General features: G+C 47.9%; 12 protein-coding genes. 7 read left to right on the forward strand and 5 right to left on the reverse strand.

Annotated features, from left to right (window positions below; all coding sequences use genetic code 11):
- Window positions 1-3: 3 nt before the first annotated feature.
- The 5 genes from HMPREF0658_RS00315 to HMPREF0658_RS00335 all read right to left on the reverse strand — a co-directional run bounded on the left by HMPREF0658_RS00315 (window position 4) and on the right by HMPREF0658_RS00335 (window position 5,476).
- Complete coding sequence (locus HMPREF0658_RS00315; protein WP_006947699.1) at window positions 4-609, reverse strand: non-canonical purine NTP diphosphatase; 606 nt, start codon at window positions 607-609, stop codon at window positions 4-6.
- A complete protein-coding gene (locus HMPREF0658_RS00320; RefSeq protein WP_238305532.1) occupies window positions 606-1,523 on the reverse strand; it encodes a YitT family protein in 918 nt (305 codons plus the stop codon). The genes HMPREF0658_RS00315 and HMPREF0658_RS00320 overlap by 4 nt, the downstream gene beginning before the upstream one ends.
- 17 nt (window positions 1,524-1,540) lie before the next feature.
- Entirely contained in the window at window positions 1,541-4,417 is a 2,877-nt protein-coding gene (gene leuS, locus HMPREF0658_RS00325) for a leucine--tRNA ligase (RefSeq protein WP_006947701.1), read from the reverse strand.
- A gap of 261 nt (window positions 4,418-4,678) precedes the next feature.
- Complete coding sequence (locus HMPREF0658_RS00330) at window positions 4,679-4,876, reverse strand: PspC domain-containing protein (protein ID WP_024990919.1); 198 nt, start codon at window positions 4,874-4,876, stop codon at window positions 4,679-4,681.
- A 111-nt stretch (window positions 4,877-4,987) separates the two neighbouring features.
- Complete coding sequence (locus tag HMPREF0658_RS00335; RefSeq protein WP_006947704.1) at window positions 4,988-5,476, reverse strand: arginine repressor; 489 nt, start codon at window positions 5,474-5,476, stop codon at window positions 4,988-4,990.
- A 794-nt stretch (window positions 5,477-6,270) separates the two neighbouring features.
- On the opposite strand from HMPREF0658_RS00335, the gene HMPREF0658_RS00340 reads away from it, so the two are divergent.
- From HMPREF0658_RS00340 to pdxT, 7 genes are all read left to right on the forward strand, one after another.
- Window positions 6,271-7,008: an acid phosphatase gene (locus HMPREF0658_RS00340; RefSeq protein ID WP_006947705.1), complete on the forward strand. Its 738-nt coding sequence runs from the start codon at window positions 6,271-6,273 to the stop codon at window positions 7,006-7,008.
- A complete protein-coding gene (locus tag HMPREF0658_RS00345) occupies window positions 7,005-7,679 on the forward strand; it encodes a M15 family metallopeptidase (protein ID WP_006947707.1) in 675 nt (224 codons plus the stop codon). The genes HMPREF0658_RS00340 and HMPREF0658_RS00345 overlap by 4 nt, the downstream gene beginning before the upstream one ends.
- 9 nt (window positions 7,680-7,688) lie before the next feature.
- Window positions 7,689-8,909: a THUMP-like domain-containing protein gene (locus HMPREF0658_RS00350; protein WP_006947715.1), complete on the forward strand. Its 1,221-nt coding sequence runs from the start codon at window positions 7,689-7,691 to the stop codon at window positions 8,907-8,909.
- Between the two features lie 422 nt (window positions 8,910-9,331).
- The gene (locus HMPREF0658_RS00355) at window positions 9,332-13,810 is read left to right on the forward strand and encodes a carboxypeptidase regulatory-like domain-containing protein (protein WP_006947718.1); all 4,479 of its coding nucleotides are present in this window, start codon (window positions 9,332-9,334) and stop codon (window positions 13,808-13,810) included.
- A 526-nt stretch (window positions 13,811-14,336) separates the two neighbouring features.
- Window positions 14,337-15,461, forward strand: a complete 1,125-nt coding sequence (locus HMPREF0658_RS00360; protein WP_006947719.1) for a hydroxymethylpyrimidine/phosphomethylpyrimidine kinase — start codon at window positions 14,337-14,339, stop codon at window positions 15,459-15,461.
- A 4-nt stretch (window positions 15,462-15,465) separates the two neighbouring features.
- Window positions 15,466-16,341, forward strand: a complete 876-nt coding sequence (gene pdxS, locus HMPREF0658_RS00365) for a pyridoxal 5'-phosphate synthase lyase subunit PdxS (RefSeq protein WP_024990920.1) — start codon at window positions 15,466-15,468, stop codon at window positions 16,339-16,341.
- Between the two features lie 4 nt (window positions 16,342-16,345).
- A complete protein-coding gene (gene pdxT / locus HMPREF0658_RS00370) occupies window positions 16,346-16,915 on the forward strand; it encodes a pyridoxal 5'-phosphate synthase glutaminase subunit PdxT (RefSeq protein WP_006947722.1) in 570 nt (189 codons plus the stop codon).
- The last annotated feature ends 4 nt before the right edge of the window (window positions 16,916-16,919 follow it).

Consider the following 16,919-nt stretch of genomic DNA (forward strand, 5'->3'; position numbering starts at 1 on the left):
GTTTCAATGAAAGTGATGCAGAAGATGGTCGGCTAATTTTCTAACGGCCAGCGCACGGTGGGAGATACGGTTTTTAATATCGGTTCCCAACTCGGCAAAGGTCTTGTCGTAGCCGTTGGGGATAAAAATCGGGTCATAGCCGAATCCGCCGATTCCGTGCTTTTCACGAGCTATAAGACCGTTTATCATACCTTCAAAGAGTAGGGGCGATGAGTCGGAATCCGTGTCATGGGATGCCGGAATAAATGCAATGACAGTGCGGAAGCGTGCTCTGCGATTGTCTTTTCCATTGAGCTCGTGCAGCAACTTACGCATATTTGCTTCGCTATCGTGGTCGGTTGTGTCGTCAAATCTTGCCGAATGCACCCCCGGGGCACCATTTAAGGCCTCTACTTCTAATCCCGTATCATCGGCAAAGCAAGCCAAATGGTATTGATCGGCAATGTAGCGTGCTTTCAGGAGCGCATTCCCCTCAAGCGTATCAGCTGTTTCTGGAATGTCGGCTTCACATCCGATGTCGCTTAAAGACACAATTTCGAGCTGTGGTTCGAGTATCTTCCGAATCTCAGTAAGTTTGTTCTTGTTGTTTGTAGCGAAAACAATTTTCATTTTTTCTCTTTGGGTATTTTTACTCGCATCTCGTCAAAACCCTCTCCATAAACGCCAATCACGGAGCTTTGACTGACAAAAGCGCGGGGATCTATCATTTTAATGATGCGGAAGATGGTCTGGCTTCTGCGCTTTTTTGCTAAGACGCAAAGTACTTTCCGCTCATCTCCTGTGTACCAACCGTGACCATCCAGAATGGTAACTCCGCTATCCATCTGGGTGCCTATGGCATCGGCAATTTCCTGATACTTTGTAGAGAAAATAAGGAACTGTACCGATTCGCGGCGTGCATTCATTACATAGTCGAGTACAAAGTTTTCTATCACCATCGTACAAAGGCCGAAAACGACTTTTCGCCATACCATAATCGTGTCGTAGCCCTTATCGTAGAATACGGGGACACTGCTGCAAATGATGAGAATATCCACGATAATAAGTACCCGACCCAAAGAGAGGTTATAGTATTTGTTGACTACTGCGGCTACAATGTCTGTACCGCCCGTACTTCCGTTGTTAAGGAAAACGAGGGCAAGAGACGAACCCGTAAGACTGCAACCGATAACAACGGACATAAAATCTTGCCCGGGGCCGAGCAGTTGGATAAGTGTACCGTCGTCGTTGGTCATCATCTTCTGTGCTACGGCTAAGAAACCGGCTAACACGACGATAGCCCAAATGGTCTTCATCATGAATCTGAATCCTAAGACCTTTAAGGCTACGATGAGTAAGAGTACGTTGATAATCGTATAACTGATGTAGATGGGTATGTTCGTTCCATAGAAAATGATAGCTGCTATACCCGTTACTCCGCCCGTCACCATCTCGTATGGAAGCAGAAAACAAGCCCATCCGAAAGTATAAAGCAACAGTCCGAGCACGATAAAGGCGTAATCCTTTACCTCGTTCAGTATCATTGTACGTTGTCTTGGGGTCATTTCAATACAATATTAACAATTCTCTTAGGTACTATTATTACTTTTACTACATTCTTTCCATCGAGATATTTTGCCGTTCTTTCATCTTTAAGAACTTCTGTTTCGATGGTTTGATTGTCTGCATCGGCAGCAAATTGCATCTGGAAGCGTGCCTTTCCGTTGAATGAAACGGTGAGCTGCATGGTGCTTTCTGTTAAGTATTGTTCGTCCCAAACAGGCCATACGGCATCGCAGACACTGCCTTTCTGTCCAAGTGCAGCCCAGAGTTCTTCGGCAATATGGGGAGCGAAGGGTGCTATGAGCACCACTAATGGTGTGAGCAAAGCACGGCTATGGCATTTTTGCTGCCCTAATTCGTTGACACAAATCATGAAAGCCGAGATAGCCGTATTATAGGAGAAATGTTCGATGTCTTGAGAAACTTTCTTGATGAGCTTGTGTACGGACTTCAACGACTCTGCTGACGGTTCGGTATCATCAATAGTCATTGCACCTTCATTACTGTTTTCTCCGCGTGCCGGACCATAGAAAAGAGCCCAAAACTTTTTAAGAAACCTATGACAACCGTCTATACCGTTGGTATCCCAAGGTTTGCTTTGTTCGACCGGTCCTAAAAACATCTCATATAAGCGGAGTGTGTCTGCACCGTAGTTCTCTACGATTTTGTCGGGATTTACCACATTGAACATACTCTTAGACATTTTCTCTACAGCCCATCCGCAGATGTATTTACCGTCTTCGAGTATAAATTCGGCGTTTCGGTATTCAGGTCTCCACGCCTTGAAAGCCTCGCAATCGAGCACATCGTTATCAACGATGTTCACATCAACGTGTAACGGGGTCACGTCTGTATATTGGCTTTTCAACCCGAAAGACACGAATACGGGGTACTCTTTGTTGCTGTTGTTTACTCGATAGACAAAGTTGGAACGGCCTTGTATCATGCCTTGATTGACAAGTTTCCTAAACGGCTCTTCCACGCAGGAGTAGCCATAGTCGTGAAGGAATTTGTTCCAGAAACGGGAATAGATGAGGTGTCCTGTGGCATGTTCTGTGCCTCCCACGTAGAGGTCTACATCTTTCCAATACTCATCCTTTTCTTTTGCTACCAAAACTTCAGGGTTGTGAGGATCCATATAGCGCAGGTAATAGGCCGAACTGCCTGCAAACCCGGGCATGGTGTGGAGGTCTAATGGGAAAATGGTTGTGCCGTTGATATCGCTCTTATCGGTTATTTTGTTGTGTTCGGTATCCCATGCCCACTTTGTCGCTCTGCCCAAAGGTGGCTCTCCTGTTTCCGTAGGCTCGTATTTATCAATCTCCGGCAATTCCAATGGCAGACATTCTTCGGGCAGTATATAAGGCATGTCGTCCTTATAATATACGGGGAAAGGTTCGCCCCAATATCTTTGACGCGAGAAAATGGCATCCCTAAGCCTGTAATTCACCTTCACACGTCCGAGCCCATTTGCCGAAACGTATGCTTTGGTCTTGGCTATGGCCTCTTTTACAGTGAGACCGTTAAGATTGAGTCCTTCGTTTTCAGAGATTGAGTCCTGTTGTGGCGAATTGCAGACAATTCCTTCTTTAGCGTCGAAACTTTCAGTGCTGACATCGCATCCCTTAATAAGAGGGATAACGGGGAGTTGGAAATGGCGGGCGAAAGCATAGTCACGGCTGTCGTGAGCAGGAACTGCCATAATAGCCCCTGTGCCATATCCTGCTAAAACATAGTCGGAAACATAGATAGGTATTTCGTCGCCTGTGAGTGGATTGAGGGCATATGCCCCCGTAAATGCTCCTGTTACACGACGGTCGGAGATACGTTCTAATTCGGTACGTTTCTTCGTTTCTTCCACGTAAGCCTTCACTTCGGACTGCTGTTGCGGGGTTGTGACAAGGCTTACATATTCGCTTTCGGGTGCCAGCACCATGAATGTGACACCGAACATCGTGTCAGCACGGGTCGTAAAGACGGTGAGTTGCACGTTACTGTCTTTTACGCAGAATGCTATTTCAGCACCTTCGGAGCGACCAATCCAGTTTCGTTGCGTTTCTTTTAGCGAGTCTGTCCACTCCACTTGGTCAAGTCCGTCAAGCAATCTCTGTGCGTATGCCGAGACGCGGAGACACCATTGGCGCATTCGCTTCTGGACAACGGGATGGCCGCCACGTTCGCTTACGCCATTTACCACTTCATCGTTAGCCAATACTGTGCCAAGTGCAGGGCACCAATTCACCATTGTCTCACCCAAATAAGCAATGCGATAGTTCATCAACACCTGTTGCTGCTCTTTCTCGTTCATGGTGTTCCATGCTTCGGCCGTCAGGTTCAGTTCTTCCGAACAGGCAGCATCAAGTCCTCGTGTACCTTCTTTGGCAAGATGGTCAATGAGCATTGAAATAGGCATCGCCTTGGCCTGACGATTGTCGTAGTAAGAGTTAAACATTTTCAGGAAAGCCCATTGCGTCCATTTATAATAAGAAGGGGCACACGTTTGCACCTCTCTGTCCCAATCGAAACAGAAGCCTATACGGTCTAACTGTTGTCGATAGCGCTGTATGTTCTGTGCTGTTGTTACGGCTGGATGCTGTCCTGTCTGTATGGCATATTGCTCGGCAGGCAGTCCGTAGGCATCATATCCCATGGGATTGAGCACATTAAAACCTTTCAGACGTTTGTAACGGGCGTAAATGTCAGAAGCGATGTAACCCAAAGGGTGTCCCACATGCAACCCAGCCCCCGAGGGGTAAGGGAACATATTGAGTACATAAAATTTCTTGCGGTCGGTGTTTTCAGTTACCTGATACGTCTTGTTTTCCACCCATTTCTGCTGCCATTTCTTTTCAATATTCTTGAAATCGTATTCCATTTCTTTGTATAATCGTATTAACGGTTTAGTCACAACCGGTGCAGACTTTTCCTGTGCGGTTGTAATGAGTTGCAAATATACGCTTATTTTTTCGGAACCGCAATATTATCAAGCAGAAAGTGAAAGGCTTAAGTGCCGGTGTTTTTTCAACGTGTGATATGAAATACCGGCCGATTCTCAATCAAAAAAGAGGAATCACTGATAGTTAGTACTTCAGGATGAGTGGTGAATAGTAGAAAAGCAGTCGCAAGATAAGCTGTATTATTGCTGTATTTCTTCCGGTTCCGGCATGATAAGCCACAGAACGGGATAAAGAAGAATGCCACAAAAGGCTGTGGAAAAGGTGAGTAGTGCATAGATAATACGTACTAACGTAGGGTCAGCATCGAAATATTCGGCCAATCCGCCACATACACCGGCTAATTTCTTGTTTTTCGATAAAGTAAGTTTCTTTTCCATTTTTCGATTCATTTATTGTATTTCTTATCCATTAGACGAAGGGACAAGGTGGAAAGTTGCAAGAACACAGCTTTTCTTGTTTTCATTGTCACGTATGACAATAGCTTTTGTCTATGTCTCTTTGTTTATCAAATCGGGTAAGACAGACGAGAGACTTCTCAACACGTCACCTCTCTTTATGCCGTCTTTTATAGCAATGAAGATGGTATCGTCTCCGGCGATAGTTCCTAAAATTTCGGGTAATTTGGCATTATCAATATTGTAAGCGATACTGCTGGCATAACCCGGACGTGTGCGTATAACCCCCAAATGACCTGTAAACCTGATAGAAAGGAACCCCGAAACCTGTAGCATCTCTCGTATCGATGTCTTCGTATGTATGCGTTTATACATGGTTTCGTTGGGTAATACATATACATATTTGCCATTCATGCTTGCAGCCTTGGCTACTTTCAGCAGTTTGAGGTCGCGACTTAGTGTGGCTTGCGTAAGGTGATAACCTTCCTTAGCCAAGGCTCTCAAAACCTCTTCCTGGCTACCAAGTTCTTGACTGGATATAAGCATTTTTAATGTTGCTATTCTATCGTTTCTTTTTTTCATAGTTTGATGTATTAAATGGTTCTTTTTTAGCGTGCAAAAAATGCGTTTTCTCACTATAATACCACTCAAGCAAGTTTAGCAGTGTTCGTTTGTTTCAACGAATGCGTTTGTTTGTTGCGAAGATATAAATAAATTTGCAAATTCACAAATTCTTATTGCATGAATATAGAAAATAAGATGAGAACTATTGATGTCTTTACATTTCGGCATAAAAGCAAGATACTGTATGATAGTATCGCTTATGAAAGCGAGGGATGAGCAGGACGGTTTGCACATAAAAATCCCACGAGTTGAAGTATCGACCCGTGGGATTAAATCTGTAAAAATATCGTACTAATTATACCAGTACTCACCTCCGAGAACTCTGTTCTCCAAATTCTTGATCTCGTCACTTGTGCGTACATCTGTTTCAGTGTACCTGATAGTGAATTTACGTGTTTTCTCATCCATTGCTATATTAGTTTTGTTATTGGTTGTAAGAGGTGTTTCCTCTGTTGCAAAGATAGAAATTTATTTTTAAATGCGCAAGTTTTTTCATTGGTAAAAACAGTTAAAAAAGTTACAGTATATACGATTTTATCCTTAAATACTTACAGTTTATAATTTTTTCGTACCAAAGTAAGCGAGAAAGTAACAAATAGGAAGTTTTTGTATGAAGATGTTTTGCAGACAAAATGTTATCTCTTAGCGGAAATTTATTACCTTTGCATCAGATAGTCTGTACTTGGCAAATAGAAAACAAGTATTCTTTTGCGCTTATTGGTATTATTACTCATTCCTAAATACATAAGAAGATGAAACAAAAAACATTTTTTCTTTCGCTGTTGTTCGTATTTTTCGTACAAGTTGTTGTTGCTCAACCACAGCAGAAACACAAAGAATATCCATCCTTTTTAAAGACTTCAGATCTGCCCGACGGTGTGAAATATCTGCCTGCTCCGCCCGATACTGCGAGCATCGCCTTTCTTAATGACTTTGCAAGATATCAGTGGGGAAAGTCTATGCGAACAACAGAAAGAGGAGAAATGGCAGCCGATGATGCCGACCAATCCCCGCAGGCATTGGCTTCGCAGTTTTCAGTGGCTTTCGGATTGACCATCTCACAAGAGAAGACACCTGAAATCTACCGCCTGATAGAATTGTTGGATTCCGATTGCGGAAATGCAACCCGCACGGTAAAGAAGCACTATATGCGCAAGCGACCTTATGTGCAGTTTCATGAGTCTACATCTGTACCTGCCGATGAAGCGGGGCATTATCGTACAGGTTCTTACCCTTCGGGACATTCGGCCACAGGATGGGGTATTGCGCTGGTGCTTTCCGAAATTAATCCTGCTCGGCAAAATGAGATACTGAAACGAGGGTTTGAGATAGGGGAAAGTCGGGTTATTGCGGGTTACCATTATCAGAGTGATGTGGATATAGCACGTTTGGCAGGTAGTGCAGCCATTGCCCGTCTGCACGCCGACGAGGCCTTTATCAAACAGCTTGCTAAGGCGAAGAAAGAATTTGCCAAACTTCAAAAACCATGACCAAAACGCTTGTTGTTTTTATTGCGTTCTATTGGAGTACAGCGGTTTATGCACAGTCTCATTTAAGTAAAACGGAAAAAGCTCTGGAGAAGAAAGGCTACGTGAACGTTCGTTCGCTCGACCCATCTATCTTTGTGTCGTTGATGTATGCAAGGGCGGATAATTTTACCGGAACGATTCTCTACAGCGACCTCCATGAAGCTTATTTGCATAAGGAAGCGGCCAATGCTTTAGTAAAAGCGCAGAAGCGATTGAAGGAACTAAGACCCGATTTGAGCCTAAAGATATACGATGCAGCGCGGCCGATGTCTATTCAACAAAAGATGTGGAACGCAGTAAAAGATACGCCGAAATACTTTTATGTGAGCAATCCTGCACATGGAGGAGGTCTCCACAACTATGGGCTGGCTGTAGATATTACGCTTTGCAATCTCAAAGGAGATTCAGTGGAAATGGGTACAAAGATAGACTACATGGGTACGGCGGCGCATATCAACAATGAGGAAGGACTTGTGAAGCATCGCAGAATCTCACGCGAGGCGATGATAAACCGCCGGCTTCTCCGTGCCGTCATGCGTTATGCAGGCTTTAAACCCTTGCGTACGGAATGGTGGCATTTCAACTTTCGCACACGTGCAGAGGCTCGGAAGCAGTATCAAGTTATCCGATAAAAACACACCATGGAAGAGCATACCACCCGGTCTTTTATCCTCCGTCATCGCCTTGATGATGTGAGGACGTTGGCTTTGCAAGCAGCGAGGTATCCCGACGTGGATTTCCGTTTTGCTTTGCAGCAGATAGACGGATGGCAACGGGCACGCGTCAAGTTGCCGACATGGGCGGAATGCAATGGCATTATCTATCCGCCGCATCTCGCCATAGAGCAATGTTCGTCGGAAGCAACAGCCCGCTATAAAAAGGAGTTGGTAGAGCGACTCATGGGCGATACTCCACAGCCCCGAAAGCTGGTAGACTTAACTGGCGGAATGGGAGTGGATTTCTCTTTCCTCGCCCGTCTTTTCACCGAAGCTACTTATGTGGAAAGAGAGCGAGAGCTGTGCGAGGCGGCAGAAAACAACTTCCGATTGTTAGGCTTGGGGCAGGCGAAAGTGATATGTGGCGACAGCACCCGTTATTTGGATGTACTGCCTCATGTGCAGCTGATTTATCTCGACCCTGCACGCCGGAATATCCATGGCAGCCGCACTTTTGCCATTTCCGATTGTACACCCGACGCGGTGGCGTTGGCGAAGACGTTGACAGAGAAAGCCGATGCCGTGTTATTGAAACTTTCGCCCATGTTGGATTGGCATAAGGCGGTGGACGACCTCACCGTTGCAATAGGTCTCCCACACGTGGTGAGCGAAGTGCACATCGTGTCTGTAAACAACGAGTGCAAGGAACTTTTGCTCCTTTTGCAGCTTAGAAATCAGAATCCTCTGCGTGTGTTTTGCGCGAACGACCAACAAGTATTCGTCTTTTCACCTCACAAGACCTCTCCATCCCCACCTCCGCCTTTAGCCATCGAAGAGATAAGATATGTTTACGAGCCCAATGCCTCTGTCATGAAGGCCGGTTGTTTCGAAGAGTTTGCCGTGAAATATGGCGTGTCATACATCGGTGAAAACAGCCATCTGCTTGTCTCTTCACATATTTTGTCGCAATTCCATGGCCGTTCGTTCGTTGTAGATGCGGTGGTGCCGATGAGTAAGAAAAATCTCCGTGCTCATCTTGCCCACTTGTCCAAGGCCAATATTGCTGTGAGAAATTACCCGACATCGGTTGCTTCGCTTCGCAAACGATTGAAACTCTCAGAGGGAGGCGAAGCATATATCTTTGCCACTACGCGAGGTCACAACGAACATGTATTGCTGTTATGTCGCAGAGTTACTACTCACTGAGTGCTTTTTATACTTCCCGCATCATCGCGGCAATCCGGTAACTGAAAATATTCTGTCATCTGCGCTGGACGATGACAGTTTTACTCATTGCCAACCTGCTCTGTACTGTTATCTATAGAATGATAAAGAAAAGACGCGTATCTTTCTCGCAGTTGGTAACCATGCTAAAGCTTACACTGATAAAAGAATGAGGGATTACCTATATAAAAGCAATCCCGCAAGGGAATCTATGTTAGAGATGTTTTGCGGACAAGCAATATTTTACTATATTTGCACCGCATACAATGAAAAACAGATGGAGGGAAAGTTCCCGAACTCCGTTGCCATACCGCCCTACTACGGAGCACCGCTATCACACGATGGCAAACATGCACAATAAATGTTTCACTTTTTTATCTATTCAACTCTAAACCATTTTATCTATGAATTTCAAGATGAGGACGACAGTTTTTCTCATGCTTCTGTTGCTTCTGCCGACAGTCTGCTTGCAGGTGGATGCACAAGAGGCTTATGGATGGAATCGCTACAACTCGCAGCAGCCGGAGCAAATCGGCCCATGCAAGTTTGACGTGACCAAGCCGTCGGGGTTTCAAGTTCTGCGAACCCACGACTATAGTATTCGCGCCGGCGCATTTGCGGGCAAGAAGTATTATGTGCAGACGTGTACGAAGACGGGCGATGATCCCGCTCCCTTGGCCTTTGGAGTGTACGACTTCGCTACGGGTACGTTTACGAAAGTTGCCGATGCTACCGGCGAAAAGCCCTTCTATGATATGGCGTATGACTACAAGAATGGTATTATGTATGCCTTGGGTAAGGCCGGCCGCGTGAGCACGCTGCTCAAAGTAGATCTCGGCAGTGGCACTGTGATGGAAGTGACAGAACTTGCTCAGGAGTTTGTTGCGCTCGCCGTTGACCTGCAAGGGCAAATCTATGCGGAAAATCCCTACAGCGAACTTGTGAAGCTTGCACTTGACGGCAACGAGGAGACGCTGAACAGTTGCGACTATTCGGCCAAAAGCGATTTGCAATCTATGGGAATTGACCACAAAAGAGGTAAGCTATGGTGGGCGATCCCAACGACTCGTGAGGGCACACAGTTCCTTGATATTAACGTGAACAATGGCTACAACGACAGTAACGTTGAACTTGTCGGCGAAAAACAAATTGTCGGTCTTGATTTTCCATACTCCACGCTCAAGGATGGTGCGCCGAGTATGGTGGAAAATTTCTCAGTAGAACCTACGAGTGCCCGAGCAATGACGGTGAACATCCGACTGAATGCTCCGCGACAGACTGTGGCAGGCGGCGCGCTCGGCGCTTGTTCGATTCATCTGCTACGCGGAGGTCGAGAGGTCTTTTCCAAAGACAATGTCGCGGCAGGTGAACTTATTACCTTTAGCGAGACACTTACGGCTGATGATCTTTACACCTATAAAGTCTATGCTTCCAACAGTGAGGGTAATGGCGAGGAGGCGGTAAAAATGCTTTACGTGGGCGAAGATATTCCCGATGCCGTCAGCGATATTCAGCTTGAGAAGCAGCTCGATGGTAAGAGTTGCAAAATTTCTTGGACAGCACCCACCAAGGGTATCAACGGCGGCTATGTCCCCGCTCGGCTTCGCTATAAAGTTGTGCGCTTACCTGACAATGTCGTTGCGGGCGAAGACGTCGACGCAACTACGATAATGGACAATACGATTCCTCGTCTCGCCAATTATCAATATCGCATTACTTCCATCGGGCGTCAAGAAGGCAAGTCTGCGCTGTCGTCAACTATCGTGCTCGGCACTGCGCATACTACGCCCTATTCTTGTCGTTTCACAACTGACGACCTGCCTCTCTGGACATTCATCGATCGCAATCACGATGGTATTACGTGGAAGCAACGTATGGCGAAAGAAGGCATTTATTGCAGTTATAGTGAAAAACAAGCCGGCGACGATTGGGCTGTGTCTCGCCCCATTGCCTTAAAGGCGGGCACAAAGTATAAGATTGTGGTTACTGCCGCAGCCGCCAATCTTGAGCTTGTTGAGAAAATGAGTATCCTCTTCGGTCAGGGCGATAGGGAAGAAGATCTTGCACAATATAGAGAAGTCGCTGCGTTTGAGGTGTCTAATGAAGAAGGTGCGCGCGCCGACTACGTGGCTTACTATACACCTACGACTGACGGTAACGAGAACTTTGCCATCCGAATGAACTCCGATGCTAATAAATTCCAGCTTGAGGTTTTCAGTATCCTTATCAAAGAAGCCTCGGAAGGTTCGCTTCATGGCGTGGTGAAGCACGAAGGTGCACCGCTTGCTGACGTCAAACTTTCCCTCAAAGGGACAGACTTTACCGCTACGACTAATATGCTGGGCGAATGGAATATATCCCATGTTCCTGAAGCTGATTATACACTTGAAGCTCGTAAGGAAGGCTATGCGCTGCATAGGCAGACTGTGCGCGTGTCGGCTGATGAAACCGTCGCGATAGAAATTGTCTTGAAGAAGTTGGAGAAACTTACTGTGGGTGGTCAAGTCACTTACGCCGGCGGAACGGCATTGAGTGACGCTCGCATTGTCATGACTGCCGAGAACTCCGATGCCCACTACGTGGCTTACACGAACGGTGAAGGTAAATATACGATAGAGGACGTCTATGAGGGCGATTATCAGTTTGAAACCTCTCATCTTGGTTTGCTGCCCGACCGGCAACGTGTGAAGATTAAAGCCGGTGCAACCACGCTGCCCACCATCGCGCTCAAAGACAAAGTCGTTGCCCCGCGTCTCGTCAGTGCATCGGAGCAGAGCGATGCGGCCGTCGTGGCTTGGGAAGCGCCCATCGATACCGATTCTATCTCCTATTATAAAGGAAAAGGTGTTGCCCATATTGGTGTCTTTGCTTACACGCCTTACAGCATCGTCGGCACAGTGTTCCGTAAGGATATGGCTATCACGGCCGTCAAATGGCAGACCGACGAGTTTCGCGGGCCTCACAAGAAAGTGGACTTGGTGATATTTGCGCTCGATAGCGAGGGGAAACCTACCAACAATATTCTTTACGAGCAGGCTAATCTACTCAATACCGATAATCAGTGGTGTCGCTACGAACTGCCCGAACCGCTCGTTGTTAAAGGTGGTGCACTCGTGGCTTTCCGTTATGACGGTTATCTCAGTATGCTGGCTGATGCAGGCGAGCCCGAAGGTATCGACTTTGAGCCTAACGTTCACGTGATAAATACCGACTATCGCACCGCTGCTTTTGAGTATCTCGATCAGCACGATATGAAGAAGAATCTACTCATCGGTATCGATTATGCGATGCTTGCTCCCGATGGCTCTAAGATTGCTACCACTGTGCAGCGGCAGACGAAATATAATGTCTATCGCAAGCTTGAACAAGGCGGTGAAGATTGGGAATTCCTTGCATCAACAACTACCGATGTGCGCACTTACCGTGATTCTGAATTCGCTACGCTCCCGATGGGTTATTACCGTTATGCCGTTGCCAGCGTACTCCCTACTGATAGTGAGTCTGCTAAGGCTGCGTCTGCCTGTGTAGGTAGGAATCTGATAGCCAACCTCACGTTTAAGGTGAAGGCCAACGCCTCGTTGCCTGCCACAGTTCCGACAATCCGCTTACAAGCCGATGACGATAAAACAGAAGTCTATACCGCTACGCAAATAGACGAGACGACTTGGAATATTCCGCATCTGACAAAGAAAAAATACCACTTATATGCCGAGCTTGACGGCTTTGATGATCTCAGTGCCGCACTGACAATTGATGGTGAGGAAACAGAATTTCGTCATGAGCTATATTTCAAAGAGCGACTGTTGGCTCCCTATAATCTCAAAGTGGCGCAGCAAGGTGCCGATGTCGCATTATCGTGGAACGAAGACAACTTTATTTTCGACGACTTCGAGTCCTATGAGCCATTTACCCTTGAACCGGCTACGCCTGATAAGAACTGGATATATTGGGATATGGACAAGGCTCCGACCGTGGAGTTTGACAATATCTCTTTCAAATATATGGGTTCTCCGATGAGTTATATGGTATTTAATCCTTACGCCACTACGCCGGCGTTGGTTTACTTCGATGCCGGATCCTTACCTTATTCCGGACGGCAGTGTCTGGCCTCTTTCGGCAATCGCGGCAAGAGTAACAACGATTTCGTATTCTCGCCCGTTCTTCATTTCACGGGAAAGGCCACCTTCCGATGTGTCGTGAAAAGTTTCACCAACGTACTTGGAGCAGCTTCCATCCGCGTCGGTTATACAAAAACGGATTATCCAAAGACAACGGCTGATATCGTTTGGCTCAGTGAGCCCTTGACCGTTTCCGACAAGACTTGGCAAGAACTGGCCGTAGAAGTGCCCGTCGATGCTCGGCGTATGGTGTTGGTAAATGAAACGCCGCGCGGCTTCTTCCTGATGGTAGACAATCTGTTTGTGGGAGAAGAATGCCCCTATGCTGATGGGAAGATCAAAAAGCCCTTGGTTGATCGTGCGACGTATGAGGTGATGATAGATGGCCGGTTGGCTGCTAACATTGACCAATCGGCAAAGCGGGTTCTGCTAACGGAGCTTTCTGCCGGGGAACACACGGCAGAAGTCGCGGCGGTTTATCAATCCGGGCGGTCAGAAGTGAAACGTATCACGTTTGACGTGCAAGGCGGTACGAGCATTGACAAAGCAATTGCCGCTCCCGACTTCTCGGCACATTTCTCTGCCGATGGCCGTTTGCTTACCGGTTCTGCGGTGGATCGTTGGGAAATCTATGATACCGGTGGTCGTTTTGTTTTGAAGGGCATGGCCCACAATACTGATGTTTCAATGCTTTCTGCCGCTTACTATGTGGTGCGGCTGCATAATATGACCCGCACAAAGAGTCTGAAGTTAATCAAGAGATAACCGAAGCAGAGTTACCTCTGAATTCATGTAATACGGGGTAGGAGTCCGGCAGGATTCCTACCCCGTATTCATCCGTATTGCAGTATTGCGCAAAGCATTAAAAGTTGTTGAAGAATAGGCGTTCTGTCCAATCCCAACTTGGGATTCGATTTTTCACGCGTGTTTTGTGCCGTCCCAACTTGGGATTTGATTTTTCACGGGTGTTTTGCGCCGTCCCAACTTGGGATTTGATTTTTCACGCGTGTTTTGCGCCATCCCAACTTGGGATTCGATTTTTCACGGGTGTTTTACGCCGTCCCAACTTGGGATTCGATTTTTCACGCGTGTTTTGCCCAGTCCCAACTTGGGATTTGATTTTCATACACGAGTTTGGAATAGGTTATCGGACTGTAAGCCTCTTTGGGGCGATTGGATAAGAATCTCTTATCCCGAATTCGCATATTCTTATACAAAGGGTGGTTTTCTTTGTCAAAATGCGAACATTATTTCCGTATCTCTCGATTTTTTATTTCCTTTGCATCCGTAAATGAAAGCCATTGCAGTGAACGATACGAGCATACGACCTATATTAACCATTACCGGTTCCGATGGAACAGGAGGTGCGGGCGTGCAAGCCGATATCCGCATGATAGCATCATTGGGTGGGTATGCCGTGTCGGCCATCACATCGGTCACGGTGCAGAACACATTGGGCATCCAGCAGTTCTTCGACTTGCCTGCCGACATCGTGGAGGGGCAGATAGAGGCCATCGTGAACGACGTGCAACCGTGTATGGTAAAAATCGGCATGGTCAGACAGGCCGATGTATTGCGCACTGTGACCGATGCCATGAAACGGTATGCAATAGGAAGCGTGATATGCGACCCCGTCATCCGTTCGAGCAACGGCGAAGTACTGATGACCGATGAGGTGGTGGAGGAGATGAAAATGCTGCTGCTGCCGTTATGCTCACTCGTCGTCATGAAGCGCGAAGATGCCGAATACATGTTGCACTGCACTATCGAAACGAACGACGACCTGCTCTGTGCCGCCCGAGAGATTTTAGCCTGCGGATGCGGTGCGGTGTTGCTGCAAGGCGGGCAGGGATTGTCGGGTTTGCAAACAGACGTTCTCATAACGGCGGACGACAGTCAACCCCACTATTTCTCATCGGCCGACAGCACCGCAGAACCTTGGCAAGCGCACGGACAAAGCGGTCATCTATCATCGGCCGTCGCCACCTTTATGAGTCAGGGACAGAGCGTGACGGAAGCTGTAACGCATGCCCGCACATACATCAACCAGCTGCCTGTGTTCTCGTCGGGGTTGGTGGGACGTAGCAGCGAACTTTATAACGACTTCATCAACGAGGTAGCAACACACCACAAGACCAACAGCGACGTGCGCTACTATGCCGACCGGCTCAACGTGAGCAGCCGCTATCTGGCGCAGGTGTCGAAGCGTATTGCAGGGAAGTCGCCCAAGAGCATCATCGATGAATACCTGATGCAGGAAATAGAGCTGCTGCTGACTTCTACCGACAAGACCGTGCAGGAGATTGCCTATGAGTGCGGATTCCGTTCGCAGGCACATTTCTCTAAATTCTTCCGCAAAATGAAGGACTGCACGCCCAGTGAATATAGAAAAAATGTCAAACCAAAACAATCATAAAAAAATGAAAGAGAACAGACAAACATTGAACAGAAATCTCGCCCAGATGTTGAAGGGCGGAGTTATCATGGACGTAACCACGCCCGAACAGGCACGTGTGGCCGAGGCTGCCGGCGCTTGCGCAGTCATGGCTTTGGAGCGTATTCCCGCAGACATCAGAGCCGCCGGCGGCGTGTCTCGCATGAGCGACCCCAAGATGATTAAAGGCATTCAGGCGGCTGTGAGCATCCCCGTGATGGCGAAGTGCCGCATCGGTCATTTTGCCGAGGCACAGATTCTGCAAGCCATCGAAATCGACTATATCGACGAGAGCGAGGTGCTTTCTCCGGCCGACGACGTGTACCACATCGATAAAAACAAGTTCGACGTGCCTTTCGTATGCGGTGCGAAGAACCTGAGCGAAGCGCTCCGCCGCATTGCCGAGGGTGCCACGATGATTCGCACGAAGGGCGAGCCCGGAACGGGCGACGTGGTGCAGGCCGTGCGCCACATGCGCATGATGCAGAGCGAGATGAGACGGCTCGTGTCGATGTCGGAAGATGAACTCTACGACGCAGCCAAATTGATGCAGGCTCCGCTCGACCTCGTGATGTACGTGCATAAGCATGGCAAGTTGCCCGTAGTGAACTTCGCTGCAGGTGGCGTGGCCACTCCCGCCGATGCCGCGCTGATGATGCAGCTTGGTGCAGAAGGTGTGTTCGTGGGGTCGGGCATTTTCAAATCGGGCGACCCCGAGAAGCGCGCACAGGCCATCGTACAGGCTGTAACCAATTTCAACGATGCCAAGAAGCTGGCCGAACTCTCCGAAGATCTCGGCGAAGCCATGGTAGGCATCAACGAGCAGGAGATATCGCTGCTTATGGCAGAGAGAGGAAAATAGGCCGATGAAGATTGCAGTATTAGCTCTGCAAGGAGCTTTTCTGGAGCATGAGCGCATGCTCGAACGATTGGGTGCCGAATGGTTTGAGATACGTCAGAAGGCCGATTGGGAACAGCCCAAAGACGGACTGATTATCCCGGGCGGCGAAAGCACCACGATGCTGAAACTGTTGCACGACCTCGACCTCTTCGACGACATACGCGCGGCCATCGCCGGCGGTCTTCCCGTGTTCGGCACTTGTGCCGGTCTCATCCTGCTCGCTAAGAGCGTGGCGGGCGATGACATCGAACGTCTCGGAACGATGGACATGGAGGTGTGTCGCAATGCCTATGGACGTCAGCTCGGCAGTTTCTACACCGAGGCTCCGATGAAGGGAGTGGGCGAGCAAGTGCCGATGACGTTTATCCGTGCCCCCTATATCAATAGGGTAGGCGAGGGCGTGGAGGTGCTCGCCGAGGTAGACGGGCACATCGTTGCCGCGCGGCAAGATCATCAGTTTGTCACCTCATTTCATCCCGAACTCAACAACGATACAGCCGTTCACGCTTATTTCCTGCGGATGATTAGAGAATAATCTC

Origin of the sequence: Hoylesella marshii DSM 16973 = JCM 13450 (assembly GCF_000146675.1) — a bacterium.
Taxonomy (GTDB): Bacteria; Bacteroidota; Bacteroidia; order Bacteroidales; family Bacteroidaceae; genus Prevotella; species Prevotella marshii.